Origin of the sequence: Pararhodobacter oceanensis, from assembly GCF_003076755.1 — a bacterium.
GTDB lineage: Bacteria > Pseudomonadota > Alphaproteobacteria > Rhodobacterales > Rhodobacteraceae > Pararhodobacter > Pararhodobacter oceanensis.
The window spans coordinates 240,507-267,264 of sequence record NZ_QDKM01000002.1 but is presented as its reverse complement, the minus strand read 5'-3'; the positions used below and the strand labels follow the sequence as shown (position 1 = coordinate 267,264).

Below are 26,758 nucleotides of genomic sequence, written 5' to 3'. Positions count from 1 at the left end.
CCTCAGGTTTCATCTGTGTCGGGGCGCGGCGCGGGCGCGCTGGCCTCAGGAGTGGACGCGGGGCTGGCTGGGGGGCTGGGCGGGGTCGCAGCCGCGTCGCCCGCGCGCGATTTCGACGCCGCCATCGCGTCGATCTTCGCGTCCTTTTTCGAACGGATCATCGCCGCCTTATGCCGTGCCTCTTCGGATTTCTTGACCTTGGCCAGACGCGCGGCCTCGACCTGCGTCATCACCTCGTTGCGCCGCGCGAGTTCGGCGTCATGGCTGGCGGCTTCCAACTCATCGGCGCCGATCTCGGCATCCAGCGCCTCGGCCTCATCGTCGGAGGCCTCGATATGCGGCACATCGGCGCGTTTGTCGTCATCGGGCAGAACCTTGGTGTTCAGATCCTTGCGCACATCATCCATGTCACGCTCGATAGCGCGCATTTCCTTGTCGATATCGTCAAAGCCGACCGCATCTTTCAGCGCGCGTCCCGATTTCAGGTTGCGCAGATCCTTCGACAGATCGCCCACGCCGGCCTCTTTGGCGGCGGCATTCATCGCGCTTTGGAACTCGCGCGCCATGCCACGGGCCTTGCCGACCACCTCGCCGACGGTATGAAACATCTTGGGCAGGTCCTTTGGACCCACCACAATCAGCGCCACAACGCCGACGATCAACATTTCGGACATGCCGATGTCCAACATAACCCGCTCCTTGCGTCTGTGCCCGGCCCACGCCGCCCCGATCAGAGGCGCGCGTCAGGCCAAGCGGGGCTCAGGCGCGATCCGAGGGGTTGTCGCGGGGCGTCTCGGGGGTGACATCGCGCGCAGTGGCGCTGGCCACGGTGTCGTCAGACTGGTTTTCCAGCTCTTCGGCGCCATCCTTGACCCCGCGTTTGAATGCGGTGATCCCCTTGCCGACCTCACCCATCAGACCGGCGACCTTGCCGCGTCCGAACATCACCAGAATGACGACGCCGATCAGCAGCAGGCCCCAAGGGCCGATATTATTGATGAACATGGCATTGGCCAAATTTGCAGTCGCCATAGCGGGCTCCTTTGTATGTCGCGCGGGGTGAACCCATGCACCGCCGCTGTTCTGATCAAGGTTTAGGCCGCAGCGCGCGCGGATCAAAGCCCGAATATGGGTGATCGAGGGCTGGCGCTGCCGCTCTGCTGACAGTATTTTGTCAGTTGCCCCCCGCTTCGCACCCCCTGCCCCGCCGCTCTGGTGGCGCAGATCAACCCGCGACCAACCCGAGGCCAGCCCGATGAACCGCGACCAACGCCTTTATGATCTGGTGCAGATATTGCGCGACGGGCGGCTGCATACCGCCGCCGAACTGGCCAGCCGCATGGGCGTCTCGACCCGCACGATCTGGCGCGATATGGCGATGATGGCGGCGACCGGCATTCCGGTCGAGGGCGAGCGCGGGCTCGGCTATATCCTGCGCACGCCCTTGGTGCTGCCGCCGACCGCGCTGACACAGGATGAGGCCGAGGTGCTGGGCGAGGCATTGCGCGCAATTGCCGATGATCCCGAGCATCCGCGCGCGCGGGCGGCGAAAACCCTGCTCTATAAAGTCGCGACTCTGTTGCCGCAGGCGGGGATCGCGCCGCGTTAGGGCGTTGCGCGCGGGGCGGGTGGCAATGCGGTGACACTTTGGCCAAGCGATGCCCCGCGCGGCGAACGGAATATTTCAATTGCCCCGCAACTGTGGCAGGCTAGCCCCAAGGCCCGCACAGAGGCCAAATTGAGGTCACACAGCAGATATGCAGCGCAAACGCCCCCGATTCGGACCGGTTCTTTTCTACGCCCTCGCCGGCACTTTTGGCGTCTATCTGACCTTTGCCGCGGTGCAGGGGGAATACGGGCTGTTCCACCGTATCCAGATCGAGGCCGACGCGGTGCTGTTGCGCGCCGAGCGTGACCGGCTGCAATTGCAACTCGCCGAGATCGAGAATCGCACGCGACGGCTGTCGGATGATTATCTGGATCTGGATCTTCTAGACCAGCAGGCGCGCGAAATCCTCGGCTACGCCCGCGCCGATGAAATCATCCTGCGCTAAGCCCTCCCCGCACGATCCCGCACTATATAGACTGGCTTTCAACCCTGCCCTTGCAGGATGCGGCCTGAGGTGCAAACCTCGCTTGTCCCAAGGGCAATTGAGTCTCGTATTTTCAAAACCCTTGCTGTAAAAGATGGTTTAATACTAAACTATCACCGAAACATGACGTGGCGACCCCACCGAATCCGCCGCCGAATCCGTCTATGTGAACAATGGGAGCACCTATGGCCAAGCCAAAAAGCCCGCCAAAATCGAACGCTTCAGCCGAGGAATTGCTGAAATACTACCGAGAGATGCTGTTGATCCGCCGATTCGAGGAAAAGGCTGGCCAACTTTACGGCATGGGCCTGATCGGGGGCTTCTGTCACCTGTATATCGGTCAGGAAGCGGTGGTTGTCGGGCTCGAAGCCGCCGCCAAAGAGGGCGACAAACGCATCACCAGCTACCGCGACCACGGCCATATGCTGGCCTCGGGCATGGACCCCAACGGCGTCATGGCCGAGCTGACCGGACGCCGCGACGGCTATTCAAAAGGCAAGGGCGGCTCGATGCATATGTTCTCGAAAGAGAAGCATTTCTACGGCGGTCACGGCATCGTCGGCGCGCAGGTGCCGCTGGGCACCGGTCTGGCCTTTGCCGATAAATACAACGGCAATGACAATGTCACCTTCACCTATTTCGGCGATGGTGCGGCCAACCAAGGGCAGGTCTACGAATCCTACAACATGGCCCAGCTTTGGAACCTGCCGGTGGTCTATGTGATTGAAAACAATCACTATGCCATGGGCACCTCGACCAAACGCTCGACCAAATCCCCCAGCCTGTGGGAGCGCGGCGCCGCTTACGGGATGAAGGGCGAGGAAGTCGACGGCATGGATGTGCTGGCGGTGAAAGCCGCGGGCGAAAAGGCGGTTGCCGCCTGCCGCGCGGGTGACGGCCCCTATATTCTGGAAATGATGACCTATCGCTACCGCGGCCACTCGATGTCCGATCCGGCGAAATACCGGACCCGCGAAGAGGTGCAGAAAGTGCGCGAGACCCGCGACCCGATCGAGCATGTGCGCGAGCTTCTGACCACCGGCAAACTGGCCAGTGACGAGGATCTCAAGGCGATCGACAAAGAGATCAAGGCGATCGTCAACGACTCCGCCGAATTCAGCAAAAACAGCCCCGAGCCGGACCTCTCCGAGCTCTGGACCGATGTATACGTGTAAGGGAGGACCAGAACATGGCTATCCAAATCCTGATGCCCGCCCTTTCGCCGACGATGGAAGAAGGCACGCTGGCCAAATGGCTGGTGAAAGAAGGCGATGAGGTCACCTCGGGGATGATCATCGCGGAAATCGAGACCGACAAGGCGACGATGGAATTCGAGGCGGTCGATGAAGGCACAATGGGCAAGATCCTAGTGGCCGAGGGCACCGAGGGTGTCGCGGTCAACACGCCGATTGCGGTGCTGGTCGAAGAAGGCGAAAGCGCCGATGACGTGCAGGTTGAGGCCGCACCCGCCGCCGCGCCCGAGGCTGCTGCTGAACCCGCCGCTGCCGCCGCCCCTGCTGCGGCTGCCGAAGCACCCGCCGTCCCTGCCGCTCCGGCCACACCGGATTGGCCCGAAGGCACGGCGATGCGCAAGATCACCGTCCGCGAGGCGCTGCGCGAGGCGATGGCCGAAGAAATGCGCGCCAACGACAAAGTCTTCCTGATGGGCGAAGAGGTCGGCGAATACCAAGGCGCCTATAAGATCTCGCAGGGGCTCTTGGATGAATTCGGCGCCCGCCGCGTGGTCGACACGCCGATCACCGAGGCCGGTTTCACCGGTCTGGCGGTCGGCGCGGCATGGGCCGGTCTGAACCCGATTGTCGAGTTCATGACCTTCAACTTCTCGATGCAGGCGATGGACCATCTGGTCAACTCGGCAGCGAAGACGCTTTATATGTCCGGCGGCCAGATGCCTTGCCCGATCGTGTTCCGTGGCACCAATGGCGCCGCCGCCCGCGTCGCCGCGCAGCACAGCCAGTGCTATGCCGCGTGGTTCTCGCATCTGCCCGGCGTCAAAGTGGTGATGCCCTATACCGCCGCCGACGCCAAAGGCCTGTTGAAAACCGCGATTCGCGACCAGAATCCGGTGATCTTCCTTGAAAACGAGATCCTCTATGGCCGCTCGTTCGAAGTGCCGGATATGGAGGATTTCACCATCCCCTTCGGCAAGGCCCGCACCGCCCGCGAAGGCGAGGATGTGACCATTGTCAGCTTTGGCATCGGCATGCATTACGCGCTCGAAGCCGCCGAGAAACTGGCCGGTGAGGGGATCAATGCCGAGGTTATCGACCTGCGCACGATCCGCCCGATGGACACCGACGCGATTCTGGCCTCGGTGCGCAAAACCAACCGTCTGGTCACCGTCGAGGAAGGCTTCCCGCAGTCCTCGGTCGGCAATTACATCACCTCGGAGGTGATGGAGCAGGCGTTTGATTATCTCGACGCGCCGGTGATCAACGTTTGCGGCAAGGATGTGCCCCTGCCCTACGCTGCCAATCTCGAACGTCTGGCGCTGGTGACCAGTGATGAAGTCGTCGCCGCCGTCAAAAAAGTCACCTACCGCTAAGGAGAGCGTTATGCCCGTGGAAATCCTGATGCCCGCGCTGTCGCCCACCATGGAGGAGGGGACATTGGCGAAATGGCTGGTCAAAGAGGGCGATTCTGTCACCTCGGGGCAGGTCATTGCAGAAATCGAGACCGATAAGGCGACGATGGAGTTTGAAGCCATCGACGAAGGCACGATCGGCAAGATCATGGTCGAAGAAGGCACCGAAGGCGTGAAGGTCAACAGCCTGATCGCGGTGCTTTTGGAGGACGGGGAAAACGCCGATGATATCGGTGCCGCCCCCGCCCAGAAACCCGCCGAGAAACCGGCCGAGGCGCCGGCGGAGGCGGCCCCTGCTGCGGCTCCGGCAGAGAAACCGGCAGAAGCCGCGACTCCGGCTCCGGCGGCCCCCACCGCCGCAGGCAAGCGCATCTTTGCCTCGCCTCTGGCGCGGCGGATCGCGGCCAGCAAAGGCGTCGATCTGACCGCGATCTCGGGCTCCGGCCCGCATGGCCGCATCGTCAAATCCGATGTTGAGGGGGCCAGCGCGGCACCGGCCAAGGCTCCGGCCACCGCCACCGCCACCGCTGCGGCACCGGCTGCGAAAGCGGCAATGCCCACCGGTGCCGGCGCCGAGGCCGTGATCAAGATGTTCGAAGGTCGCGAGTTTGAAGAGGTCAAGCTGGACGGCATGCGCAAGACCGTTGCCGCCCGTCTGACCGAAGCCAAACAGACGATCCCGCATTTCTATCTGCGCCGCTCGGTGCAGATCGACGCGCTGATGAAGTTCCGCGCCGAATTGAACGGCCAGTTGGCATCGCGCGGCGTCAAGCTCAGCGTCAACGACTTCATCATCAAGGCCTGTGCCTTGGCGTTGCAAAAGGTGCCCGAGGCCAATTCGGTCTGGGCCGGTGACCGGATGCTACGGTTGAAGCCGTCGGATGTGGCGGTGGCCGTGGCGATTGAGGGCGGGCTGTTCACGCCGGTGCTCAAGGACGCGCATCAAAAGTCGCTGTCGACTCTGTCGGCCGAGATGAAAGACCTCGCCGCTCGCGCCCGTGACCGCAAACTGGCGCCGCATGAATACTCGGGCGGCAGCTTTGCGATCTCCAACCTCGGGATGATGGGCATCGAGAATTTCGACGCCGTGATCAACCCGCCGCATGGCTCGATCCTTGCGGTTGGTGCAGGGATCAAACAGCCGGTGGTCGGCAAGGACGGTGAATTGAGTGTCGCCACGGTGATGTCGATGACCCTCTCGGTGGATCACCGGGTGATTGACGGCGCGCTGGGGGCCGAGTTCCTCGCGGCGATCATCGAGAACCTCGAGAACCCGATGGCGATGCTGGCCTGACGCCTATTTCGCAAATGCGCGAAACATCAAACCCCGCGACTGCCTGAGCGCAGCCGCGGGGTTTTTCTTTGCCCTGCACCATGGCGTGGATTGCAACACAGGTGAAATACCTCTGGCCGCGCGCCGTGACTTGTGGTCGAGTGCATCAGCCGCGCCCCCCGTGACCGCGGCGCAGAGAGGGACCATGCCAACCACTGTTCAATTCAACCATTCACAAACGATTTTCGGCATCGTGCTGATGTGCATTGGCGTCGCCTGTCTCTGCGTCAATGATGCCATCGCGAAGCAGTTGAATGATGGTTATTCGACCTTCCAGATCCTGTTTCTACGCAATCTGATCGCCTTTCCCTTCGCCCTTGCGGTGGTGCTGAAGTTCGGCGGGCGCCGCGCTCTGCGCTCGCATAAGCCGGTGATGCATCTCTTGCGCGGCTTGATCTGGCTCTGCGCCGCTTTCATCTTTTTCACCAGCCTGCGCTATCTGGAACTGGCCGAGGCCACCGCGCTGATTTTCGTGGCGCCCTTGTTCATCACCGCGCTGTCGGCATTGCTGCTGAAGGAACACGTCGGCATCTGGCGCTGGTCAGCGGTGGTGATTGGGTTCATCGGCGTGTTGATCGTCGTGCGCCCCGGTGCCGCGACCTTCCAGGCCGCCGCGATCCTGCCGCTGGTCACCGCGCTGTTTTACGCGATCCTGATGATCAGCGCGCGCTGGGTCGATCCGCGCGAATCGGTCTGGACGCTGATGCTCTATCTCGTGGGCGCAGGGGCACTGCTCTCGGCGCTGGCCATGCCCTTCGTTTGGAGCCCGGTGCAAAGCGCCGATCTCTGGCTATTCTTTGCCATCGCGTTCTTCGGCACGGCGGGGATGACAATGATGACACAGGCCTTCCGCTTTGCCCCCGCCTCGGTTGTCGCCTCGCTGGATTACACCGCGATGATCTGGGCGACGCTTCTGGGCTGGGTGTTCTGGATGGAACTGCCCGACACGCTGACCTTTGTCGGCGCGGCAATCATCATTGCCAGCGGCGGGATCATCATCCTGCGCGAACGGGCGAACGCGCAGGGTTAAGCCTTACCCTCTCACTCCGGCGCGAATTCCGTCAGCCATTGGTTCATCGAGCGCGCCGGTTCGGGGCAGCCCGCCTCGCCGATGATCTTGGCGGGCACGCCGGCGACGGTGGTCGAATGCGGCACTTCATTCAGCACCACCGAACCCGCTGCAATCCTTGAGCAATCGCCGACCTTGATATTGCCGAGCACCTTCGCCCCCGCCCCGATCAGCACACCATTGCCGATTTTCGGATGCCGGTCGCCGTCTTCCTTACCGGTGCCGCCCAGCGTCACCGAATGCAGCATCGAGACATTGTCGCCGACCACTGCGGTCTCGCCAATGACGATGGAATGCGCGTGGTCGATCATGATCCCCTTGCCCATTTTCGCACCGGGATGGATATCAACGCCGAACATCTCGGAAATCCGCATCTGCACGAAGGACGCCATATCAATGCGCCCGCGGTTCCACAGCCAATGCGCCACGCGCGAGGCCTGCAGCGCCTGATAGCCTTTGAAATACATGATCGGCTGCACAAACCGGTTGCAGGCGGGGTCACGGTCAACCACCGCCACCAGATCCGCACGCGCCGCCTGCCCCAGCCATTTGTCATCGGCATAGGCCGCATCGGCGATCTCGCGCAGCACCTGTTCGCCCATCTCGGCCGAGCGCAGTTTCAGCGCAAAGCGGAAGGCCAGCGCCTGCTCGAACCCCGCGTGATGCAGGATCGAGCTGTGGATCACACCGCCCATCAGCGGCTCGTCTTCGACCACCTGACGGGCCTCCACGCAGATGCGCTGCCAGACCGGATCGAGGGTCGAGACTTGGGCGTTGAGTTTGGCCATGGCGATGCTCCGCAGACTGCTTTGGGTGGAACATAGCCGAAACCGCATGGTTTTCCAGTGCAAGCGGCAAGGTTTCTGCGTCAAAATGCGCGGGTCCGCTCAGGGGTCGTAGGTGTGGATTGCCGCCAGTCCGGCGCCGAACCCCGCCGAAATCTGCGCCACCGAGAGGGTAAAGGGCGCTGTCACCCCATCCGCGGCTAGGTCAGTGGCGCGATAGGTAAAATGCGGCTGGCTGAGCGTCTCTTGCCGCACCACCGTGCCCGCATGGATGACCTGCAGCAGATAGGCCTCGCTTTCCTCGCCCAGCGGCACCTCGACCCCGTCCCAATTGTCGCCGCCGATCCGCGTGCGCCGGATCCATCGCAGATCCAGATCACCGTTGTCTTGTGTGTCTACGGTCAAAAATGCGGGCGCATATGGGCGCAAACCGTTGCCATGAAACACCTGCGTGCTTTCAACATAGCTGGGATCATCATAGGCCAGCGCCGCCGATCCGATCCGCCAGCGCCGCGCCACCCCGCGCATGGATTGCGGCAGGGTCACCTGTGCCACCGCCGCATCAAGCACCGTCACGATACTGCCCGAGGGCCAGGCTTCGGGGATCAGCGCCTCGGTGCCGCATTGCCCGCGCAACAGGCCCGAGAGCCGCCAGACACCTGCCTCGATCAGCGTGGCCTCGGTGAATTGAAACACCTCCCAGAGCGCGCCATTGCCGATCACCGCCAGATTGGCGCCATTGAGCAACTCCGCCGCGCTGACCGAGGCGAGCGTGCTGCCGAGCAGAAACTCCACCACCACCCCCGCGCCGCGTTGCGGCAGCGATGGCTGCGCGGCAAACAGCGGCGAGCGGGTTTCGCCGATCGTGGCGCGCTGCCCGATCAGCCGGTTGAGGTCAAAGGCACCGCCGCTCGCGGGCGCATCATAGACCGCCACCGCGCCGGGCCACGGCAGGCCGGTGACCGCGAGATGCGGTGCATGGGGCACCTCATCGCCTTGCAACAGCGGCAGATCGAGAAACAGCGGCAGCACCGGCACTGGCGCTTGATAGCTAAGCGCTTGCGGCAGATCCTCCGAAACCTCGGCAATGCGGTAGACGCCCGCCTCAACGCGCACCGCCTCGATCTCGCGCGCGCCGGTGATATCGACGCGCTCGATCCGGTAGTTCCGCGCCTCACCGCCATGCGCCAGCGTGACGATATCGCCCGCGCCCAGATCCGAGGACATCGGCAGGCTGAACCGCGCCAGATCCCGCGCAATCCGCGCCTCGGAAAGCCAGCGTTTGACCGCGCTGCGCGCCTCGCCACGGGTCAGCGCCAAGGGCAATTCGGCCTGCGCCAGATCATGGCTGGCCTGATCAGGGATCACCGCCTCGGCGCTGCGCGTCTCGAAGGCGCCCTCGGCCTCGATATAGGTCAGCCGCAAACGCCCCGCGGTCTCGGCCTCGGCCCCGCGTGTGACCCGCAGATCGCCGCCCTCTCGCGCCACCAATCCGGCAGCGTCCAGCGCGACCGGCGCTTTCGCATCGCGCGGGCGAAAGACCAGCACACCGCCGCGCTCGATCGCCTCGATACCATGCGCCATCAACAAGGGCTGCAAGGCGGCGCGCGCCGATGTGGTCGAGGCCACCGCATAGCCGCGCACCACACCAAACAGCGCGCTGACATCGACATCCGTGATCCCCGCGCGCTGGCACAGTTCGGCGATGACCGCCGCCAAGGGCTGGTGGCTGGCGCGACCGGTCAGCCAATGCCCGCGTAGCCAGTTCTCGCCGTCCGACCACAAGTTCGTGTTGGCCGGAAACCACGGGAAGGGCCGCGCGTCCCAGGCCCAAGCGTGGCTGCGCGTCCAATCGACCATCGACCCACCGTAGACCTCGGAGACGGGATTGTTCTGCGCCTCCGCCCAAAACCCGTGCATCGCCAACAGATACTGCATCTGCATCAGATCATCGCGCTGCCCGTTGGAGAAATACGGCGCCGCGGATTCCGAGGATTTCGCGTCCAGAAACACATTCGGCTGGTTCGCGCCCTTATCAATCGCCGCGCAGCCGTATTCGGTGAACCAGATCGGTTTCGAGCGCGGCTCCCATGCCGTCGGCTCTGCGGCGGGCTGGCCATTCAAACGCTCGGTATGGCAGTTTTCCCACCAGCCGCGCAGATCCTTGACCCGCCAGAGCCAAGCCTCGCCCTGTCCATCCGTGATCGCCGCACGGCGCTGGTCGCGGCGGGCCTGCGCATCAGGATAATACCAGTCAAACCCCTCGCCCCCCGCGATATTCGCCTGCAAATACGCCGGATCATAGGGCGAATCCCACAGCTGCGCGTCCAGATGCCCCTCGCCATCACGCCAATCGGCCAGCGGCATGTAATTGTCGATGCCAATCGCGTCGAGATCAGGGTCGGCCCAGAAGGGATCAAGGTGGAAATAGCGGGTGCCACCCCCCGCATCATAGCCCGCGTATTCGCTCCAGTCGGCGGCGTAGGTCAGCTTGACCTCCGGCCCCAGAATGCTGCGCACATCGCTGAGCAGCACCCGCATCTGCGCCACCGCCGGAAAGCTGTCACCGGCACCGCGAATTTGCGTCAGCCCGCGCATTTCCGAGCCGATGCAGAACGCCTCAACCCCGCCCGCCGCCGCACAGAGCGCCGCGTAATGCAGGATGAACCGGCGGTAAGACCACTCATTCGGGCCGGAATAGGCGACGTTCCCCGGCGTGACGGCGAAATCCTGCGCCTGCACCGTGCCAAAGAACGCCGCCACCTCGGCCTCGGCCCCTGCGCTGCGGTCCGGCGACCCCGCCTGCCCCGGCGCTTTCGACAGGGTGATCCGCCCGCGCCACGGCAAAGCGGGCTGGTCCTCGGAATCGCTATAGGGATCAGGTCGCGCATTCCCCGCCAGTTGCTCCATCAACAGGAAGGGGTAAAACACCACCGCCTGCCCCGCCTCTTTCAGCGCCGCAATCGCCTGCAGGACCGAGGCATCCGCAGGCGTGCCGCCGTAGACCGGATCACCCCCCAACCGCGCGACCTCTTCGGCCTCCGCGCGGGTCACGCCGCTAACCTGCCAAGGCATGTCCCGCCCCTCGCGGGCGCGAAATTCAACCTTCGGCTTGATCGCGCACTGCCCGCAGCGCAGGTCATCGCCGAACCACGAGGCGATCAGCAGGCCGGACTTCACCCGCGGCAACTCGTTTTGCAAAGCGCCCAAAGCTGTGGGAAAATCCGCCGCGCCCGAGGAGGAATTGACGTTCACCTGCACACGCTCACTCTGCGCGGCGGCGCTGAAACTGCCGCCCAGCGCCTCAGCCTCCAAAAGCACCGGCGCGCTGGCCAGCGCATATTCCCCCGACCCCGGCATCCATGCCACCCCCTGCACCGCGTCTTGCAAGGTCGCGTGGCCTGCAGCCTGCGCGGGGCGGATCACCTCGAAAGCAAAACTCGGCAGCCGGTTGCCATAGGGGGCGAGGTCGAGATCCTCGATCACCACATAGGCGGTGCCACGGTAGGCGGGCGCGTCATTCATGCTGGCGGCAATCTTGGGGTCGGGCATCTGGTCCTGCGTGCCATGGTAAACGCGCAGGTTCAGATCACGCGGCGCAATCTCGTCGCCGTAGGCCCAGATCCGCCCGACGCCGGAAATCTCGCCCTCGCAGAGCGCAATCGCCACGCTGACAATCAGCCGCGATTGCTCGCTGACCTTCGGGCCCAGCCCGCCCTTGGTGCGCCGCGAATGACCCGGAATTTCCGCGAAATCCGAGGCCCAGATCACATGACCGGCCAACCGCATACGCCCCCAGACCAGCGGGATCGCCACGCCCTCGCCGGCGCCGGTCACCTGTAGCCGCTTGATCCCCTCGCCGTCACCAGAGCCTGCACCGATCAGGCGCTGGTCGATCACCCGGCCCAACGTCGCGCCCACGGCGCGGCCGATGACCATGCCCGAAAGCCCCAGCACGGCGCCGCCCAAATTGGCTCCGATCGCCGCGCCCGCGGCTGACAAAAGCAATGTCGCCATGATTGGCTCCTTTAGGTCACTTGAACTCGAAACGCGCCGCGATTCGGCGCGCCCATGGCGGTGACAGCGGGCTCTCTATCACCCCGTGTCCGCTATAGGCGTGGATGAACCGCGGGGTTTGCGCGGCCTGCGAGCAGATGCCGATATGCTTCGCCATCCGCCCCGCGCGCATCCGAAACAGCAGGATTTGCCCCGCCGCCAGAGGCCCCTCGGCAGGCGGCAGATGCTGCGCTAAGGCCTGCCAAAGTGCCTCGTCGCCGCCGGTTTCCGCCCAATCCGCGCTATAAGGCGGGATCACTGCAGGCTCGGCGCCGTAAAGCGCCCGCCAGACCCCGCGCAGCAGGCCCAGACAATCGCAGCCCGCGCCTTGGATCGAGGCTTGATGCCGATAGGGCGTGCCGATCCAGCGCCGTGCCTCGGCTACGGCGCGATCCGAGGTCGCCACCTAGCCCTCCACGCGCGGTGTGGCGATCAGCCAGTCATCGCTTGGCAGATGCGGAAAGCCGCGAAAATTCAACTGGTTGAGGAACTTCAACCGGCAGGTCTCGAAGCGTTTGTCGCAACCCGCCGTGATCCGCACCCGATCGCCCACCACGGGCGCCGCCCCCGGTGCGGCCCAGAGGTGCAAGATACGCGCGCCCTCGGTGATCTCGTCACGGCGCACCTGTGCCGAAAGCCCCGCCGCCGCGCCCGAGGTGATCCGCAGATGCCCGTCGGTGAACCAACCGGCGGCGAACTCGGGCAATTCCGGCAGCGTCAGGATCGCCCCCGCCTCCGCCACCACGCGCAATTCCACCTCGGCAAAGAACCCCGCTTGCGCCAGGTCAAACCCGCAGTCGGCATCGCCCAGCACCGCCGGACAGACCGCAGTGAACACCCGCCCGCCGCGTTTCGACAATGGCTCGGTCAGCCCGCGCAACTCGGCGCGAAACGCCCCGCCTGCGCGGGTGATCTCGCCCAGAGAGCCGCGAAACAACACGCGGCGCCAAGTGACATCGCGCCAGTCGACCTCCCAGATGGTCAGCGCCGCATCATCATAGCGCCCCGCCAGAATATCCGCCTCGCGCAGCCCCGCATCGCTGAGCGCGCCCACCGCCTCGGTGTTATCCACCGCCAGACCCGTCGCCTGCACAATCGCGCTGGCGCTCATCCCGGTGCCCGCGCGAAACACCAGCCCGTCAAACGCCAGATCGCGGTCGTGATCGGTGAACCCCATCACCTGCCCGTCGCGGCGTTCCAGCGCCCAGACCCGCGCCCGTGTGGTGGTGAGATCGCTCATGCGCGCACCTCGATCACCGGCACTTTCGGCACGTCTCCGGCCTGAAAACTGGCGACGGATACCTGAATGAGATCAGTGTCAAAGCGCACCGGCACGTCGAATTCGAAACCGGCGGTGATCTCGGCGCCCACCGCGGGCGGCGTGGTGAAGGTCAGGACGCCGCTGGCCCCGTCCACCTCCCAATCCATCCCCTCCTGCACCTCGACCCCGGCGATCGCCACGCGCAGGGTCCCCGCCACCGGTTTGGTAATCACGCGGGTGCTCGCCCAGGCGCCCGAGGTGTAGCTTTTGATCAATTGAAACGCGGTTGCCGCACCGTCGCCATTGCCCATCGACTGGTCCAGCGCCGAGACCTCGCGCGACGCGCGGCAGGTCTTGTGATCCGCCCAATCCTTCCAGCGAAACCCATGCAACATCGCTTGCCGCGCCTCGAAGAACGCGATCAGCACCTCGACATCATCCAAGGAGCGCAGCCCCAGACCGGCATCATAGCGCCGCCGCGCCTGCGCCCAAGGGGTGTTGCGCTCTTCATGCCCGTTGGCCAGCGTGACCACCTCGGTGCGCCGCTCGGGCCCGCCCAGCGAGCCAAAGCTCAGCGTCGCGGGAAATCTGATTTCGTGAAATGCCATCCTCAAGCGTTCCTTTGTCCCTGCGCCAACAAGCGCTGCATTTGCGCCGCGATCTGCGACTGGCTGCGCTGGAAACCGGCGACATCGGCGGTGGTGACATTCACCGTCACCTGCACCGCGCGCCCGCCACCGCCCGCGCGCACCCCCAGCCGCCCGTCGGCGCCCCGCGCCAAGGGCAGGATCGCCTCGGGTCCGGCCTCGCCCATCAGGCCGGTGCCGCCGCGCATCGGGAAGACCGTCGGCTGGGAGACCACCCCGCCCTGCGCAAAGGGCATCACCCGCCCCTGCGCAAACGATCCGCCCTGCGCGAAAGGCAGCACCGCGCCGTAGACGCCCGAGATCGCCGCCGAAAGCGCGCCACCCAAGGCGCCCTGCACCGGTCGCATCGTCGCCGTGTAGAGCGAATTCGAGATCGACTGTCCCAGCTGCCGCATCGCATCCGAGAGCCGCAGCCCGTCGAACACCACCCCGTCAAACGCCCGCCGCAACCCGCCGCCCAAAGACCGCGACAGACCGGCCATCTCGCGGTTGGTCTCGACCAGATTGCGGGTCATATCGCCAAGCCCCGCATCAAGCCCCGAGACCATCGCCGTGGTCGTCACCATCCGCGCTTCCAACTCGGCCAGTTCGGCGCTCAAATCATCCATTGCCGTCATGCTCTGCCCTTTCTTCAGGTGCCACATCGGGATACCGGCGCAGCAGGTTCTCCAACCGGTCGCGGGTGAACAGCGCATCCGCGCGCGCCTCGCGGCCCAGCATCAGCATCAGTTCAAGGGGCGTCAGCGCCCAGAATTCCGCCGGTCGCAACCCCAGCCCGTGCAGCCCCGCGCGCAGCAATCCGGGCCAATCGAGCCCGCCGTGATCCCCGCTCACGGCTCCGCCTCGGGCAGCGCAAAGGCCAGCGCCAACAGCCGTCCGGCACAGCGCGCCGCCGCCAGCGCGCCGCCCTCGATATCGGCCTGCAACAGTTCCTCGGCGCTCAGCTTTTGCCCCGCCCCGTGCAGCCCTGCGAGGATCAGCGCCATCACATCGCGGGCCGAGAATTGCCCCGCCTCGAAGCGCTCGACCAGCGCCACCAGCGTGTCCGCGCCCAGCGCCACCTCAAGTTCCGCCAGCGCGCCCAGCGTCAGTTTCAACGCCAGCGGCGCGCCGTTGATGGTCAGCGTGACCTCGCCCGCGTAAGCATTCGCCATCACTCGGGATCCGCCGCCAGTGGCGTCGCCGCGACAAACGCCAGCGCCCCCGCCGAGGCCAGCGACAGCTCATAGGTCGCCTCGCCATTATAGCTGCCGGCATACTCCAGAGAGGTGATCTGGAACGCCCCCTCAACCACGCCGAAATCAGGAATAACCACCTGAAACTGCGGGATTTCCCCGTTGAAAAACACCGCCCTTGCGCGTTCATCGGTGGCGGCATCGCGAAACACCCCCGCGCCCGAGATCGCGGCGGCTTTCACCCCCGCACCGGCCAGCAACTCGCGCCAGCCTCCCAGACTGTCGAGGCTGGTCACATCCACCGTTTCGGCGTTGAAACTGATGCGCGAGGCGCGCAATCCAGCGATGGTTTCGAACTGACCGGCGCCGGTCATATCCAGTTTGATCAAAAGATCCTTGCCGCTTTGCACAGCCATGCGCGCAACTCCTTATGTTGATGTCTCAGCCTTCGATGCGGATGCGGAATTTCAGGTCGATGCGGCGCACGGCACCGCCCTCGAGCCGCCGCGCGCGCGCCTCATGAAACCAGATCGCCACCACCCGCCCCGTGCTCAGCGCCGGTTGCGTATCCGGCAGGATTTGCGAGATCCGCGCCGCGGCGGCCTTGGCGGTGGCAAAACCGCTGGCGTCAGAGACCACGCAGAACTCGACACGGTGCTCGGCCCCCGGCCCGCTGCTGTCCGACCGGTCGATCACCGATTCGGCGCCGATCACGCAATAGCTGCCCTGCGGCGTGCCCGGTGGCGGCGCGTCGAAAATCCCGTCGGGCAACAGCGCGGCCAGCACCGCGTCCGCGGACAATTGGGTGAACAGCGCCGCTTGCAGGGCGGCGGCGGATTGATAGCTCATGCGGGCACCTCCTCGCGGGCGTGGCAGATCAGAAAGGCGCCCTGCGGATCAGCCTCGCTGACCGCCAGAATGGTGAAAATCCGCACCCCGTCGCGCAGGCGTTGGTCGGGGCGCGGGCGTTGCGGACTGCCCTGCGGGGCGGCGCGCAGATAGATGCGAAACAGCATCCGTCCCTCGGGCGCGATCACCCCGCGCCGCTCACTGCCCGAACGCGCACGGAGCTCGGCCCAAAGCGTGCCCAGCGCCTGCCATTGCGTGGCGTAACCACCGGCGCCATCCGAGGTGGTCACCGCCTCCTCAAGCACCAGCGGCCGGTTCAGCGCATATCCCATCAGCGGTGCCCTCCGGCGGTGAGCCGCAGCGGCATCCAGCGCGCCACCAGCGCCGGAACACCTGCCGGAAGCGCGGCCTGCGCATCGCTGCGGTGCTCGAAATACTGCGCCGCCAGCAGCAGCACCGCTTGGCGTAGATCCGCAGGCACAGCCTCCCACGCCGCGCCGAAACCGGCGGTGAAGGCGATCTCTACCGAGCCATTTGGCGGCACCGCGGGCAGGGTCGCGCCGGTGGCAATGAGTTGCGGGCGGTGCATATCTTCGGCCAGCCGCCAGAGCGCAGGATCAACCAGCACCGCCGCCCCCGCCGCATCGCGCAGGGTCACCGAGGCCACCACGCTGACCGGCGCCAAAGGCAGCGCCTGCGCCTCGGGCCAGCGCCAACCGCGCAGACTCAATTGGTGATCACGCGCCAAAAGCACCTTGCCGCAGCGCGCCTCGATCACCGCGATGGCCGCGCGCAGATACCGCGCCAAGAGCGCATCCGCGCTTGCCTCATCGGCAAACCCCGCGCCGAGGCGCAGATGCTCGCGCAGCGCCGCGACGGGCAGCGCCGCCTCCGCCACCGTGCTGGTCTCCTTCAGGTTCATGCTGGCCTCCTTGTCGCCGGATATCTTGGGATGCGCGGGGGAATGTTGGGGGAAAGGACCGGCGCAGACACGCCCCGCACCGCGCGCACGGATCAGGAGCAGCCGGTCGGTGCGGGCGATGCCGCGCAAGGCCACACCGCGCGCGCCTGCGCCGCCATCGGACCGACCCGCGCCTTGGGTCGATCCAATTCCGTTTATTCTCAGCCCCTTACGAGACCGCGAACTTCAGCAGTTTGATCGCTTTGAAATCCGTCACATCGCCGCCGACCCGTTTGGTGGCGTAGAACAGCACATGCGGCTTGGCGCTGAACGGATCGCGCAGCACCCGCAGATCGGGGCGTTCGGCGATGGTGTAACCGGCCTGAAAATCGCCGAAGGCAATCGCATGGGCGCCCGCGGCGATGTCGGGCATATCCTCGGCAATCAGCACCGGATAGCCCATCAGCCGCGCCGGTTCACCGGCAGCGAGCCCGTCCGACCACAGAAACCGCCCGTCGCCGTCCTTCATCTTGCGCACCGCACCGGCGGTTTTCGAATTCATCACAAAACCCGCATTAGCACGGTAGCCGGCGTCGAGCGCATAGACCAGATCGACCACCGCATCCGCCGGATTGACCGCGTCGAAATCCCCCGCGGTGCCGGTCGCCACATAGCCAAGCTGGCCCCAGACCTCGCTGCCCTCGGGCAGGATTTCATGGTCGAGAATGCCGCGCGGCTTGTCAGCCCCATCGCCCGAGATAAACGCCGCCGCCTCGGCGCGGGCGAATTTCTGCGCGATCCGTTCGGCCAGCCAGCCCTCGACGTCAAAGGCACTGTCTTCCAGCAACCGCTGGCTGGCTTTGGGCATCGCCGAAAGCTCATGCAGCCGGATCGAAATCCGGTCAATCGCACCGGTGCCGGTCTCGGTTACCGCCGTGCTCTCTGTGGCCCAGCCCGAGCCGACATCGCCGTGATCAACCAGCACATCAAACGAGCCCGCCTCGACCTGCACCACGCTGGCAATCGCGCGCACCGAGGCCGCGGCATACAGAACGCCTTGAATCCGCTCGGAAGTTTGCGGATCTACCAGATAGCCGCCCTCGCTATTCACCGTCGTGGTCATGCCCTTGCCTTCCAGCATGATGCCACGCAGCGCGTCGTCATCGCCGCTGCGCAGATAGGCGTCAAACGCCTTGAGGTGCAGCCCCTCGCCCGCATCGCCCTGAGCCAGCAGCGGGCGGCTGCTCTTGGTGGTGAATTTACGGTCCATCATGGTCAGTCGCTCGTCTTGTTGTTTCAAATTGCCGATGACGTCTGCGCGGAAGGATTTGATTTCATGGACAAATCCATCCATCGCTTGTTTGAGATGCGCGGCCTCGGGCGCCGCCCCAACGGCAGGCGCGGTGGCAGGTGGGGTAGCGGGCGCTGCATTGACCCCGCGCGCGGCCCCTTGATCCGGCCCGAAGCCGGGAATTTCGCTGCTCATATCTGCGTCCTTTCTCTCTTATCATCGTCCGGTCACTGCGCCCTTGGCGCCGCCGTCACCGCTGGCCCAACTCGCGCCGAGGCATGCCATTTGGCATTGAACTCACCCCTTGGGGCGTTGGCCTTTGCCGCGCAAAGCCCGCCCCCGATGCGGAAATTCGCCCGTCAACTCCATCGCGGCAGGTCTTAGCCGCGCAGCGCTTGCGTCGCCGCGTCCAGCCCCTGCGCGAGGCAGGTGATCCTCCCGCCGATGTCCTGTTTGGTGTTCACCCGCGCCGCGCCGAGCATCGGGAAGGTCACCAAGGACACTTCCCAAAGGTCCAATTCGAGCAACTTGCGCCCGCCGCCGGGCAGGTTTTCGGCCTTGATCGTGCGGTAGCCGATCGACAGCCCGTCCACCGCACCCGCCGCCATCAAGGCCGCCGCCTCGCGGCCCTTGGCGACATCCGCCAGCAGCCGCCCCGAGACCCGCAACCCATGCGCGTCTTCCACGACCTCGTCCCAGACGCCGATGGGCTCGCCTTGATTGTGCTGCCACAGCATCCGCACGCGGCCCCCCTGCGCGCGCAACCGCTCGAGACTGGCGGCGTAGGCGCCCGGCATCACGATATCACCGCCGCGATCTTTGACCCCGAAGAGCGAGGCATAGCCGCTGATCACCGCCCCCTCTGCGCGGATTTTGCCCGGCTGGCTGCGTTTGATTTCCAACTCTGTAGTGTGCAAAACCGTCATTCCCGCTCCCTTATCCCCATGCGCCGCATCGAATAGTGCTGTCAGCCCCCGACCGCGGGCGGGGGGGAGCCCCCGCCCATGGGGGCGGTCGGGGGCTGTCCGTGCCAAGGGCACGGACGGGTAGAAAAGCTCTCAACCACGCTTTCACAATCATCACCGGCCTCAAAACCCCGCCGCGATCAGCGCCAGCGCGCCGTGAATAATCACCCCCGAGGCGACCCCGAAGACCGCCAGCCACAGCCGCCGTTCCAACCGTTCCAGCACCTCTTCGATCCGGTTCAACCGATATTCCAACCCCGCGCGGCGCTCGTTCTCGAGCCGCTCCTGCGCGTCGATCCGGGCCTGCGCGAGGTCGAAACTGTCATAGAGAAACCGCGACCCGCCGACCGCGCGCCGCTGCGCTGTCATGCGCCCTCGGGGCGCGGCGGCAGGCCCAGAAGCGCGCGTTTCTCCGCCTCGCTCAGAAAATCTGCCTCCGCCACGCGCCGCCACTGCTGGTCACGTTCAATCGCCAGCGCGGGCAGTTGATCGAGATCGGGTTTCAACTCCAGCGCCTCGCCCGCATGCGCCGAGAGCCAATGCGCCAGACTGTCGGTCACCTTTGCCGCCAAGGGCAGGATGGTCAGCCGGTAAAACCCGCGATTGGCCTCTTGGTAATTGGCATAGGTCGCATCGCCGGGCATGCCCAGCAGCATCGGCGGCACCCCGAACGCCAGCGCAATCTCGCGCGCGGCGGCCTCTTTGGTCTTGTGGAATTCCATATCCGAGGGGGAAAACCCCATCGGCTTCCAGTCCAGCCCGCCTTCCAGCAGCATCGGCCGTCCGGCGTTGCGCGCGCCCTGGTGATGCATCTCCATCTCGTCCTGCAGGCGGGTGAATTGCTCGGCGGTCATCGCGCCCTGCCCATCCTCGCCGCGAAACACAATCGCGCCCGAGGGCCGCGCGGCATTGTCCAATAGCGCCTTCGACCAGCGGCTGGCGCTCGAATGCACATCCAGCGCGGCGGCGGCGGGTTCGATCGGCGACAGCCCGTAATGATCATCAAGCGGGTGATAGGCGCGCAGATGGCAGATCGGCGCGGCACCCTCGCCCATCACAAAGCGGTGCTTGCGCCCGCCGACCGCATAATCATAGGCCGCGGGCCAGCCATCGGCGCCGGGCACCACGCGCATGCGATCGGCGCGCAGCACATGCAGCTCGCTGGGCAGCGGGGTATCACCGCCGTTCACCGCCTCGATATAGGCGCTGCCCGAGAGCAGGAGTTGCGCATAGATCGCTTCCAGGAATTCCGCCCGCCCCTGCGCCGGATTGGGCCGCCGCAAAAGGGTCAAAAGCGGGTGCTGGTCAAACCGCTGCTCGGGGCTTTGCAGGACCAGAGGCAGCGCGGCGGCGGCCTCGGAGATCAGCCGCACCGCGCGAAAACCCACGGGGTTGTTCTGGAACCCGGCGCGGGTCAGCGAGACGGTGTTGCGCGCGGTCCAGACCGGCTGTATGGCGGTTTTCACCGCCGCCATCCGCCCGACCCCGCCAGCGGTGAGCGGCCCGACTGCCGAGGCTTTGGCCTCGGGGACGGTCACGGGCGCCGCCTCGGGTTTGCGAAAGAAATCGAACATGAGTGCCTCCTTGTCGCGGTGCCGGTGAAATCCGGTGCCTCGGGCTTGAGAGGAGTTATCGCGGTGAAGGATTACGATTCTGGATAGGGAGCGTGCGGTGGGGTGGAAGAAGGCCGCAACACCTGCGCCACTCCGCACGACATCAATGCAAAACCGCCGCGCATCCCCAGACTACTGAACCCTCAGCTCCTAACACGTGGCGCCCTCCGCCCTGCTCCCGCGCGGACTCAAGGCGAAGCCGCCGCGCATCGCCAGACCGCCCCCCGGGCTGGCGATTTGGTTGCCCAAGGCACGTCGCTTGATTGTCGCACGGATTTTGCCACCATAAACTGCCTCGCTCTACGGTCGGATCGCCACCCCGCGGTCTGGCAACGCACGGCTCATCGAGGGCGGCACAGGGTAACGTTTCCCAAAGCTCATCGCCCCTTTTCGGTGCCAATCGGGCTTGGCCACCATAAACCGCGCCGCTCCACGGTCGGCCCGCCATCCCGCGGTCTGGCAATGCACGGCTCTCAAACCACCCGCACGCTCGGCCGTCTTTGCCCCATCGACGGCGCCAGTATCAGCTCATGCAGCGCCCAGACCAGCGCATCAACACGGTCGGGGCTGCCCTCGCCGCGATACCCCTGCGCGGTCATCTGCGCCATCTGCGCCTCCAGCGCGCCAAGCCCCTCGCCCGGCCCGCGCAGATGCCGCACCCGGCCCTGCTCATAAAGCGCCGCCACCGGCTCGGCCCGCAGCACCTTGCCCTGCGCCGCCCGCACCGCGCGGTAGGGCACCAAGGGATCGACCTGCTGCAACACGGCTTTCACCAGATCGCCGCCCTGATTAACCTCGGCCACCAACCGGTCCGCCCCATGCCGCTGCATCGCGGCAATCGCGGCATGCGCCCAATCGCTGGGGCTGGCGGCGCGGATACTGGCGTCCTCGAGCACATAGGCGCGCCAGTCCGCCACCGGCCCGCGGGTCACCGCACCCACCACCACGATACCGCAGAGATCCGAGCCCGCATGGCCGGTCACCGCCGGATCCACCGCCACCACTACGCGGTCGAAGGCAGGCACCGCCTCGCAGCGGGCGGCCTCGATCAGCGCCTGCGGGAACAGCGTGCCTTCGGTGTCATCGAGCAGCACGCCCTCCAATTCCTGTCGCCCCAGCCGCGTGCCGCCATAGCGGGTCTCGATCTCGGTGAGGAAACTCTTCGCCAGCCACGCCCTATTTGCCTGTGTCGGTGCCTGCGTCACCCGCGTCGAGGGCTGCGCCAGCAGCGCCTTCAGCGTTGCCTGCCCGCGCGGGGTGGTGGTGACAATGCAGCGCGGCGCCTCGCCCAGACGCAGGGCGAATTGCAGCATATCCCAAACCTCCTGCGCCGCCTTCCATTTCGCCAGTTCATCCGCCCAAGCAGCATCGAACTGCGGCCCGCGCAACGCCTCGGCGTCCTGCGCCGAGAAACACTGCGCCACCGCGCCATTCGGCCAGACCAGCCGCCGCCGCGTCGCCTCCCATTTCGGCCGCCGGTCGGGTGGCGAGCAGGCCAATATCCCGCTGTCGCCAAACACCATCACATCGCGCGCCTGATCATAGGTCTCGCCGATCAGCGCGATCCGCGAGGCCGCACCTGTGTCGCGCGGTGTCGCCCCCTCGGCCTGCGCGCGCACCCATTCGGCACCGGCACGGGTCTTGCCCGCGCCGCGCCCGCCCATACAGACCCATGTGCGCCAATCGCCCGCGGGCGCCACCTGATGCGGCATCGCCCAAAAATCAAACAACCACGGCAGCGCCAGCAAAGCGCCGTCACTCATCCCCGCCAGAAACGCCTCCTGCACCGAATGAGGCGCGCAGGCGAGCCATTCGGCGTCGGACCTCGGCGCCTGCGGCAGCGAGATCCAGCTCTCCGGATCTATGTCCGTGCTGACCGTCGAATTTTTCCAGCTTTGCGCGTTCACTGAACACCGCCTCCAACCCTTTGCGCAGGCCGGATATGGCGCCCGAAAGATCCTTGGTCGCGCCAAAATTGCCTGCTTTGATCTCTGCCAAAATCGCGTCCAAAGCCTCCCCGGACGCAAACAACTGCCGTTCCGCCTGCGCCACCAGATGGTGCGAGGCCGTCTCCCCTGTCTCGGGATCGTTGTTATCCATGCGTGTTGCCCGCTGTTTCGCCGCTCCATGCGCGCGAAAAGGAAAAGCGGCATCAGGTTGCCCCGTGCCGCTTGCCCAATTCTTCCAGCTTGCCGCAATCACTACATTATTGCGTGCGCTGAGTCAAGATTTTCAACCCTGACGCGCAACAGGCAGCGGCTCAAACCCTATTGATTCCGCTCCGCCTCGATCCGCCGCCACAGCGCGACATTCGCGTTATGCTCGGCCAAAGTCTCGGCAAAAGCATGGCCACCGGTGCCATCGGCAACAAAGAACAGATAGTCGCTTTCTTCGGGGTTCAGCACCGCTTCGATACTGGCGCGGCCCGGATTGGCAATCGGCGTCGGCGGCAACCCGTCGATGCGGTAGGTGTTATAGGGCGTCTCGGCGTTCAACTCCGAGCGCCGCAACCCGCGTCCCAGCACCGTGCGGCCACGGGTGATCCCGTAGATCACCGTCGGGTCGGTCTGCAGCCGCATCGGCGTGTTCAACCGGTTGATGAAGACACTGGCCACCAGCCGCCGCTCCTCGGCAACGCCGGTTTCCTTCTCCACGATCGAGGCCAGAATCAGCGCCTCCTCGGGCGTCGCCAGCGGCAGCCCCTCGGCACGGGTCTCCCAGGCGGAAGTCAGGATCGCCAGTTGCCGCGCCTGCATATCGCCGATCAGCTCTTCCCGATCCGCCCCGCGCCGCACTTCATAACTGTCAGGCGAGAGCGTGCCCTCGGCGGGGATTTCGGCAATCTCGCCGCTCAGAAACTCGGCATTCTCCAGCGCGTTCATCACCTGAAAACTGGTTGCACCCTCGGCAATCGCAATGCGGAACCGCGTGTCGGGCAGGACCGATAGCGCCTGATATTCCTCAGGGAATTCCTCGGTCTCCAAGGGCAGTTCCAGCACCTCCGAGAACCGATTGGTCGCCGGATCCAGCTCCCGCACCAGATACTCCGCGCGCGTCACACCTACCCGCAGCAACACTTCGGTGCCGCAGGTCGAGGCCCCGCCCTGGGTGATGATATCCAGAATCTGCGTCATCGAGGCTTCGGCGGGCAGCAAATACGAGCCGAACCGCAACTGACTGTCGCGCCCGTCATATTGCGCGCCGACGCGGAACAGCATCCCGCTCGACACCGCGCCCTGCTCTTCCAATGACCGCGTCACCGCGCGCAGATTGGCGCCGCGGTCAATGCGCAGACAGATCGCCTGCTCCAGCGGCCCCTCCGCAACAAAGCTGCGCTGCGCCATCGCCGCCAGTCCGGCAAGCACGATCAGACCGACGATCAATAGCGTCAGCGCGTTTGCCGCGAAATGCTTCCACATCAGTCGGTGACCTTCCTCAACACGAGGCTGGCATTGGTCCCGCCAAAGCCAAAGGAGTTCGACAGCGCCACGTCAATCTTACGGTGCCGCGCTTCATTGGCCGCCAGATCCAGCTTCGGCTCGACCGCCGGATTATCAAGGTTGATCGTCGGCGGCGCCACTTGGTCGCGAATCGCCAAGACGCAGAAGATCGCCTCAACCGCCCCGGCCGCGCCCAGCAAATGGCCAATGGCGGATTTCGTCGAGGACATCGTCGCATCCTTTGCCGCATCACCGAGCAACCGCTCGACCGCGCCCAACTCAATCGTGTCGGCCATGGTCGAGGTGCCATGGGCGTTGATATAATCCACCGCCGCAGGCTCCAAACCGGCACGTTTCAGCGCCGCGTCCATCGCGCGGTAGCCGCCCTCGCCATCCTCCGACGGTGCGGTGATATGGTAGGCGTCGCCCGACAGCCCGTAGCCGACAATCTCGCAGTAAATCTTCGCGCCGCGCGCCTTGGCATGCTCGTATTCTTCCAGCACCACCACGCCCGCGCCCTCGCCCATGACGAACCCGTCGCGGTCCGCGTCATAGGGGCGGCTTGCCGCCGTGGGATTGTCGCCGCGTTTGGTCGAGAGCGCTTTACAGGCGTTGAAACCGGCGATCCCGATCTCGCTGATCGGCGATTCGGCCCCGCCCGCGACCATCACATCGGCATCACCCCATTGGATCAACCGCGCCGCGTCGCCAATCGCATGGGCGCCGGTCGAACAGGCGGTGACCACCGCATGGTTCGGGCCTTTAAACCCGTAGCGGATGCTCACCTGCCCCGAGATCAGATTGATCAACGCGCCCGGAATAAAGAACGGCGACACCCGCTTTGGCCCGCGCTCCTTGAGCACAATCGCGGTATCGGCAATCGAGGTCAGCCCGCCGATCCCCGAGCCGATCATCACGCCGGTGCGCAAGCGGCTGTCTTCGTCCTCGGGCGTCCAGCCGGCGTCTTCCACCGCCTGCTGCGCCGCCGCGACACCATAGAGAATAAAGTCATCGACCTTGCGCCGCTCTTTCGCCGCCATCCAGTCATCGGGATTAAACGTGCCGTCGCTGCCATCGCCCTGCGGGATTTCGCAGGCATAGGTGGTCGCCAGATGACTGGCGTCAAACCGTGTGATCGGCCCTGCCCCCGACTGGCCTTCCAGCAGGCGCTTCCATGTTTCCTCGACACCGCAAGCAAGCGGCGTCACCATTCCAAGACCCGTGACCACGACTCGGCGCATCTGCATTCCTCCGACTAAGGCTTCGCCAGCGTGATACACATTGTTTCCGCGCGGGAAAAGCCCGACCCGCCCGCTTCGAGCGATATCTGGCGCAAGTGGTTTTCGCTTGCTACAACCGCAATGAGACCGTCACCAGACCTGCGCCCGCATCATCTTGCCGGAAATACTCCGGGGGTGAATGGCCGCAGGCCAGAGGGGGCTGGCCCCCTGCACGGCCAAAACACACGCAAAGAACCAAAGGAATTCCCATGTTCGACCTAAGCGGCAAACGCGCCCTGATCACCGGAGCCTCGGGCGGCATCGGCGCCGAAATCGCCCGCTCGCTGCATGCCGCCGGCGCCACCGTGGCCCTCTCGGGCACCCGCGAAGAGCCGCTGAACGCGCTGGCGGCGGAATTGGGCGAGCGCGCCCATGTCACGCCCTGCAACCTCTCTGATCCCGAATCCGTCGAGGCGCTGCCGAAAGCCGCGATTGCGGCGATGGGCGGGCTCGATATTCTGGTCAATAACGCCGGTATCACCCGCGACCAGATCTTTATGCGCATGTCCGATGACGATTGGGCCTCGGTGATCGACGTCAATCTCACCGCCACCATGCGCCTGTGCCGCGCGGTCATGCGCCCGATGATGAAATCGCGCTGGGGTCGGATCGTCAATATCTCCTCGATCGTCGGCGCCACCGGCAACCCCGGTCAGGTGAATTACGCCGCCTCCAAGGCGGGGATGATCGGCCTCACCAAATCCATTGCCGCCGAGGTCGCCACCCGCGGCATCACCGCCAATGCCGTGGCGCCGGGCTTCATTGCCACCGCGATGACCGACAAGCTGACCGACGATCAAAAAGACAAGATCAACGCCCAGATCCCCGCCGGACGCATGGGCTCACCTGCGGAAATCGCCGCCGCGGTGCTCTATCTGTCTTCGCCCGAGGCCGGATATGTCACCGGCACCACGCTGCACGTCAATGGCGGCATGGCGATGCTCTGAGCCCGCAACCACCCTGCGGCGCCCTAGCGGCTGGCAGTCCGACCGATGACTGCCAGCCGCTCTATTACCCCCCAGAATCAGTGCCGCCGCTCCTTGGCATCGGCTGTGGCATTTTTGCCGCGCTGCAGCACGCGCGGACCGCGCCGCTTTCCGCGCCCTGCCCAGTCGCGCCAATCCGCGCAGCGAGTAAGGCAATGATCTTCGACACTTGGCAAAACCCGGAAACTGTGTAACCGTCCCGAGCGAATGTTTTTTGATCCCGCTTTGATCCGACAAAGGGTGTCTGAAAACGTTTGCCAATCGAGTTGTCTGTGCTATAGGCGGCGTCGATTGAGCCGGGCAAGATCCCGCGCCGGTCCGGCTTTGCGTTGACATCAGCGTGCATGCCGTCACCGCTTGCGAGAGCAACTAGATATCTGGGCGGTCACCGCCTGCTTGTAAACGAGGA

The 26,758-nt window shown here is 65.3% G+C and carries 29 protein-coding genes; 7 read left to right on the top strand and 22 right to left on the bottom strand.

All coding sequences use genetic code 11. The features are described 5' to 3' along the window. Positions 1–2: 2 nt before the first annotated feature. Positions 3–689, bottom strand: a complete 687-nt coding sequence (gene tatB / locus DDE20_RS19365) for a Sec-independent protein translocase protein TatB (RefSeq protein ID WP_116557504.1) — start codon at positions 687–689, stop codon at positions 3–5. Positions 690–759: 70 nt separating this feature from the next. Further along, positions 760–1,032, bottom strand: coding sequence for a twin-arginine translocase TatA/TatE family subunit (locus DDE20_RS05690; protein ID WP_240607857.1), 273 nt, complete (start codon positions 1,030–1,032; stop codon positions 760–762). A gap of 223 nt (positions 1,033–1,255) precedes the next feature. Here DDE20_RS05690 and DDE20_RS05685 point away from each other — a divergent pair, with 223 nt between their 5' ends. The 6 genes from DDE20_RS05685 to DDE20_RS05660 all read left to right on the top strand — a co-directional run bounded on the left by DDE20_RS05685 (position 1,256) and on the right by DDE20_RS05660 (position 7,061). Further along, entirely contained in the window at positions 1,256–1,609 is a 354-nt protein-coding gene (locus DDE20_RS05685) for a helix-turn-helix transcriptional regulator (RefSeq protein WP_116557503.1), read from the top strand. A gap of 148 nt (positions 1,610–1,757) precedes the next feature. Next, entirely contained in the window at positions 1,758–2,054 is a 297-nt protein-coding gene (locus DDE20_RS05680; protein ID WP_116557502.1) for an FtsB family cell division protein, read from the top strand. Positions 2,055–2,278: 224 nt separating this feature from the next. Beyond that, positions 2,279–3,268, top strand: coding sequence for a pyruvate dehydrogenase (acetyl-transferring) E1 component subunit alpha (gene pdhA, locus DDE20_RS05675; protein ID WP_116557501.1), 990 nt, complete (start codon positions 2,279–2,281; stop codon positions 3,266–3,268). Between the two features lie 14 nt (positions 3,269–3,282). Beyond that, positions 3,283–4,659 (top strand): pyruvate dehydrogenase complex E1 component subunit beta, encoded by a 1,377-nt coding sequence (locus DDE20_RS05670; protein WP_116557500.1) that lies wholly within the window; start codon positions 3,283–3,285, stop codon positions 4,657–4,659. Positions 4,660–4,669: 10 nt separating this feature from the next. Beyond that, a complete protein-coding gene (locus tag DDE20_RS05665; protein ID WP_116557499.1) occupies positions 4,670–5,992 on the top strand; it encodes a pyruvate dehydrogenase complex dihydrolipoamide acetyltransferase in 1,323 nt (440 codons plus the stop codon). A gap of 184 nt (positions 5,993–6,176) precedes the next feature. Then, complete coding sequence (locus tag DDE20_RS05660) at positions 6,177–7,061, top strand: DMT family transporter (RefSeq protein ID WP_116557498.1); 885 nt, start codon at positions 6,177–6,179, stop codon at positions 7,059–7,061. Between the two features lie 11 nt (positions 7,062–7,072). Here DDE20_RS05660 and cysE read toward each other — a convergent pair whose 3' ends face one another. From cysE to fabF, 20 genes are all read right to left on the bottom strand, one after another. Next, positions 7,073–7,888 (bottom strand): serine O-acetyltransferase, encoded by an 816-nt coding sequence (gene cysE, locus DDE20_RS05655; RefSeq protein WP_116557497.1) that lies wholly within the window; start codon positions 7,886–7,888, stop codon positions 7,073–7,075. Between the two features lie 99 nt (positions 7,889–7,987). Next, positions 7,988–11,902, bottom strand: a complete 3,915-nt coding sequence (locus tag DDE20_RS05650) for a baseplate multidomain protein megatron (RefSeq protein ID WP_116557496.1) — start codon at positions 11,900–11,902, stop codon at positions 7,988–7,990. 16 nt (positions 11,903–11,918) lie between these two features. After that, positions 11,919–12,347, bottom strand: coding sequence for a C40 family peptidase (locus tag DDE20_RS05645; protein ID WP_116557495.1), 429 nt, complete (start codon positions 12,345–12,347; stop codon positions 11,919–11,921). Next, a complete protein-coding gene (locus tag DDE20_RS05640) occupies positions 12,348–13,181 on the bottom strand; it encodes a DUF2163 domain-containing protein (protein ID WP_116557494.1) in 834 nt (277 codons plus the stop codon). Continuing rightward, positions 13,178–13,810, bottom strand: coding sequence for a DUF2460 domain-containing protein (locus DDE20_RS05635; RefSeq protein WP_116557493.1), 633 nt, complete (start codon positions 13,808–13,810; stop codon positions 13,178–13,180). Before DDE20_RS05635 ends, DDE20_RS05640 begins: the two co-directional genes overlap by 4 nt. Positions 13,811–13,812: 2 nt before the next feature. Then, positions 13,813–14,466, bottom strand: a complete 654-nt coding sequence (locus tag DDE20_RS05630) for a phage tail tape measure protein (protein WP_116557492.1) — start codon at positions 14,464–14,466, stop codon at positions 13,813–13,815. Then, positions 14,450–14,683, bottom strand: coding sequence for a rcc01693 family protein (locus DDE20_RS05625; protein ID WP_116557491.1), 234 nt, complete (start codon positions 14,681–14,683; stop codon positions 14,450–14,452). Before DDE20_RS05625 ends, DDE20_RS05630 begins: the two co-directional genes overlap by 17 nt. Next, complete coding sequence (locus tag DDE20_RS05620; protein WP_116557490.1) at positions 14,680–15,003, bottom strand: gene transfer agent family protein; 324 nt, start codon at positions 15,001–15,003, stop codon at positions 14,680–14,682. Before DDE20_RS05620 ends, DDE20_RS05625 begins: the two co-directional genes overlap by 4 nt. Then, complete coding sequence (locus DDE20_RS05615) at positions 15,003–15,440, bottom strand: phage major tail protein, TP901-1 family (protein WP_116557489.1); 438 nt, start codon at positions 15,438–15,440, stop codon at positions 15,003–15,005. The genes DDE20_RS05620 and DDE20_RS05615 overlap by 1 nt, the downstream gene beginning before the upstream one ends. Positions 15,441–15,465: 25 nt before the next feature. Further along, on the bottom strand, positions 15,466–15,873 hold the full coding sequence (locus DDE20_RS05610; RefSeq protein ID WP_116557488.1) for a DUF3168 domain-containing protein: 408 nt from the start codon (positions 15,871–15,873) through the stop codon (positions 15,466–15,468). Further along, complete coding sequence (locus DDE20_RS05605) at positions 15,870–16,205, bottom strand: head-tail adaptor protein (RefSeq protein ID WP_116557487.1); 336 nt, start codon at positions 16,203–16,205, stop codon at positions 15,870–15,872. Before DDE20_RS05605 ends, DDE20_RS05610 begins: the two co-directional genes overlap by 4 nt. After that, positions 16,205–16,795, bottom strand: a complete 591-nt coding sequence (locus DDE20_RS05600; RefSeq protein ID WP_116557858.1) for a head-tail connector protein — start codon at positions 16,793–16,795, stop codon at positions 16,205–16,207. Before DDE20_RS05600 ends, DDE20_RS05605 begins: the two co-directional genes overlap by 1 nt. Before the next feature lie 208 nt (positions 16,796–17,003). Beyond that, a complete protein-coding gene (locus DDE20_RS05595; RefSeq protein ID WP_420812360.1) occupies positions 17,004–18,128 on the bottom strand; it encodes a phage major capsid protein in 1,125 nt (374 codons plus the stop codon). 317 nt (positions 18,129–18,445) lie between these two features. Further along, on the bottom strand, positions 18,446–18,991 hold the full coding sequence (locus tag DDE20_RS05590) for an HK97 family phage prohead protease (protein WP_116557485.1): 546 nt from the start codon (positions 18,989–18,991) through the stop codon (positions 18,446–18,448). A gap of 162 nt (positions 18,992–19,153) precedes the next feature. Beyond that, complete coding sequence (locus tag DDE20_RS05585; protein ID WP_116557484.1) at positions 19,154–19,399, bottom strand: GTA head formation protein, RCAP_rcc01685 family; 246 nt, start codon at positions 19,397–19,399, stop codon at positions 19,154–19,156. Continuing rightward, positions 19,396–20,604, bottom strand: coding sequence for a phage portal protein (locus DDE20_RS05580; RefSeq protein ID WP_116557483.1), 1,209 nt, complete (start codon positions 20,602–20,604; stop codon positions 19,396–19,398). Before DDE20_RS05580 ends, DDE20_RS05585 begins: the two co-directional genes overlap by 4 nt. 512 nt (positions 20,605–21,116) lie before the next feature. Next, positions 21,117–22,406, bottom strand: coding sequence for a DNA-packaging protein (locus DDE20_RS05575; protein ID WP_116557482.1), 1,290 nt, complete (start codon positions 22,404–22,406; stop codon positions 21,117–21,119). Further along, positions 22,399–22,743: a hypothetical protein gene (locus DDE20_RS05570; protein WP_116557481.1), complete on the bottom strand. Its 345-nt coding sequence runs from the start codon at positions 22,741–22,743 to the stop codon at positions 22,399–22,401. Before DDE20_RS05570 ends, DDE20_RS05575 begins: the two co-directional genes overlap by 8 nt. Before the next feature lie 167 nt (positions 22,744–22,910). Further along, entirely contained in the window at positions 22,911–24,062 is a 1,152-nt protein-coding gene (mltG, locus tag DDE20_RS05565) for an endolytic transglycosylase MltG (protein ID WP_116557480.1), read from the bottom strand. Then, a complete protein-coding gene (gene fabF / locus DDE20_RS05560) occupies positions 24,062–25,324 on the bottom strand; it encodes a beta-ketoacyl-ACP synthase II (RefSeq protein ID WP_116557479.1) in 1,263 nt (420 codons plus the stop codon). The genes mltG and fabF overlap by 1 nt, the downstream gene beginning before the upstream one ends. A gap of 248 nt (positions 25,325–25,572) precedes the next feature. On the opposite strand from fabF, the gene fabG reads away from it, so the two are divergent. Next, positions 25,573–26,310: a 3-oxoacyl-[acyl-carrier-protein] reductase gene (gene fabG / locus DDE20_RS05555; protein ID WP_116557478.1), complete on the top strand. Its 738-nt coding sequence runs from the start codon at positions 25,573–25,575 to the stop codon at positions 26,308–26,310. Positions 26,311–26,758 lie beyond the last annotated feature (448 nt).

Bases quoted from the DNA above. Each gene is read 5' to 3' on its own strand.
- tatB (WP_116557504.1), bottom strand. From the start codon at position 689: ATGTTGGACATCGGCATGTCCGAAATGTTGATCGTCGGCGTTGTGGCG.
- DDE20_RS05690 (WP_240607857.1), bottom strand. From the start codon at position 1,032: ATGGCGACTGCAAATTTGGCCAATGCCATGTTCATCAATAATATCGGC.
- DDE20_RS05685 (WP_116557503.1), top strand. From the start codon at position 1,256: ATGAACCGCGACCAACGCCTTTATGATCTGGTGCAGATATTGCGCGAC.
- DDE20_RS05680 (WP_116557502.1), top strand. From the start codon at position 1,758: ATGCAGCGCAAACGCCCCCGATTCGGACCGGTTCTTTTCTACGCCCTC.
- pdhA (WP_116557501.1), top strand. From the start codon at position 2,279: ATGGCCAAGCCAAAAAGCCCGCCAAAATCGAACGCTTCAGCCGAGGAA.
- DDE20_RS05670 (WP_116557500.1), top strand. From the start codon at position 3,283: ATGGCTATCCAAATCCTGATGCCCGCCCTTTCGCCGACGATGGAAGAA.
- DDE20_RS05665 (WP_116557499.1), top strand. From the start codon at position 4,670: ATGCCCGTGGAAATCCTGATGCCCGCGCTGTCGCCCACCATGGAGGAG.
- DDE20_RS05660 (WP_116557498.1), top strand. From the start codon at position 6,177: ATGCCAACCACTGTTCAATTCAACCATTCACAAACGATTTTCGGCATC.
- cysE (WP_116557497.1), bottom strand. From the start codon at position 7,888: ATGGCCAAACTCAACGCCCAAGTCTCGACCCTCGATCCGGTCTGGCAG.
- DDE20_RS05650 (WP_116557496.1), bottom strand. From the start codon at position 11,902: ATGGCGACATTGCTTTTGTCAGCCGCGGGCGCGGCGATCGGAGCCAAT.
- DDE20_RS05640 (WP_116557494.1), bottom strand. From the start codon at position 13,181: ATGAGCGATCTCACCACCACACGGGCGCGGGTCTGGGCGCTGGAACGC.
- DDE20_RS05635 (WP_116557493.1), bottom strand. From the start codon at position 13,810: ATGGCATTTCACGAAATCAGATTTCCCGCGACGCTGAGCTTTGGCTCG.
- DDE20_RS05630 (WP_116557492.1), bottom strand. From the start codon at position 14,466: ATGACGGCAATGGATGATTTGAGCGCCGAACTGGCCGAGTTGGAAGCG.
- DDE20_RS05620 (WP_116557490.1), bottom strand. From the start codon at position 15,003: ATGGCGAATGCTTACGCGGGCGAGGTCACGCTGACCATCAACGGCGCG.
- DDE20_RS05615 (WP_116557489.1), bottom strand. From the start codon at position 15,440: ATGGCTGTGCAAAGCGGCAAGGATCTTTTGATCAAACTGGATATGACC.
- DDE20_RS05610 (WP_116557488.1), bottom strand. From the start codon at position 15,873: ATGAGCTATCAATCCGCCGCCGCCCTGCAAGCGGCGCTGTTCACCCAA.
- DDE20_RS05605 (WP_116557487.1), bottom strand. From the start codon at position 16,205: ATGGGATATGCGCTGAACCGGCCGCTGGTGCTTGAGGAGGCGGTGACC.
- DDE20_RS05600 (WP_116557858.1), bottom strand. From the start codon at position 16,795: ATGAACCTGAAGGAGACCAGCACGGTGGCGGAGGCGGCGCTGCCCGTC.
- DDE20_RS05595 (WP_420812360.1), bottom strand. From the start codon at position 18,128: ATGGATGGATTTGTCCATGAAATCAAATCCTTCCGCGCAGACGTCATC.
- DDE20_RS05590 (WP_116557485.1), bottom strand. From the start codon at position 18,991: ATGACGGTTTTGCACACTACAGAGTTGGAAATCAAACGCAGCCAGCCG.
- DDE20_RS05585 (WP_116557484.1), bottom strand. From the start codon at position 19,399: ATGACAGCGCAGCGGCGCGCGGTCGGCGGGTCGCGGTTTCTCTATGAC.
- DDE20_RS05580 (WP_116557483.1), bottom strand. From the start codon at position 20,604: ATGTTCGATTTCTTTCGCAAACCCGAGGCGGCGCCCGTGACCGTCCCC.
- DDE20_RS05575 (WP_116557482.1), bottom strand. From the start codon at position 22,406: ATGAGTGACGGCGCTTTGCTGGCGCTGCCGTGGTTGTTTGATTTTTGG.
- DDE20_RS05570 (WP_116557481.1), bottom strand. From the start codon at position 22,743: ATGGATAACAACGATCCCGAGACAGGGGAGACGGCCTCGCACCATCTG.
- mltG (WP_116557480.1), bottom strand. From the start codon at position 24,062: ATGTGGAAGCATTTCGCGGCAAACGCGCTGACGCTATTGATCGTCGGT.
- fabF (WP_116557479.1), bottom strand. From the start codon at position 25,324: ATGCGCCGAGTCGTGGTCACGGGTCTTGGAATGGTGACGCCGCTTGCT.
- fabG (WP_116557478.1), top strand. From the start codon at position 25,573: ATGTTCGACCTAAGCGGCAAACGCGCCCTGATCACCGGAGCCTCGGGC.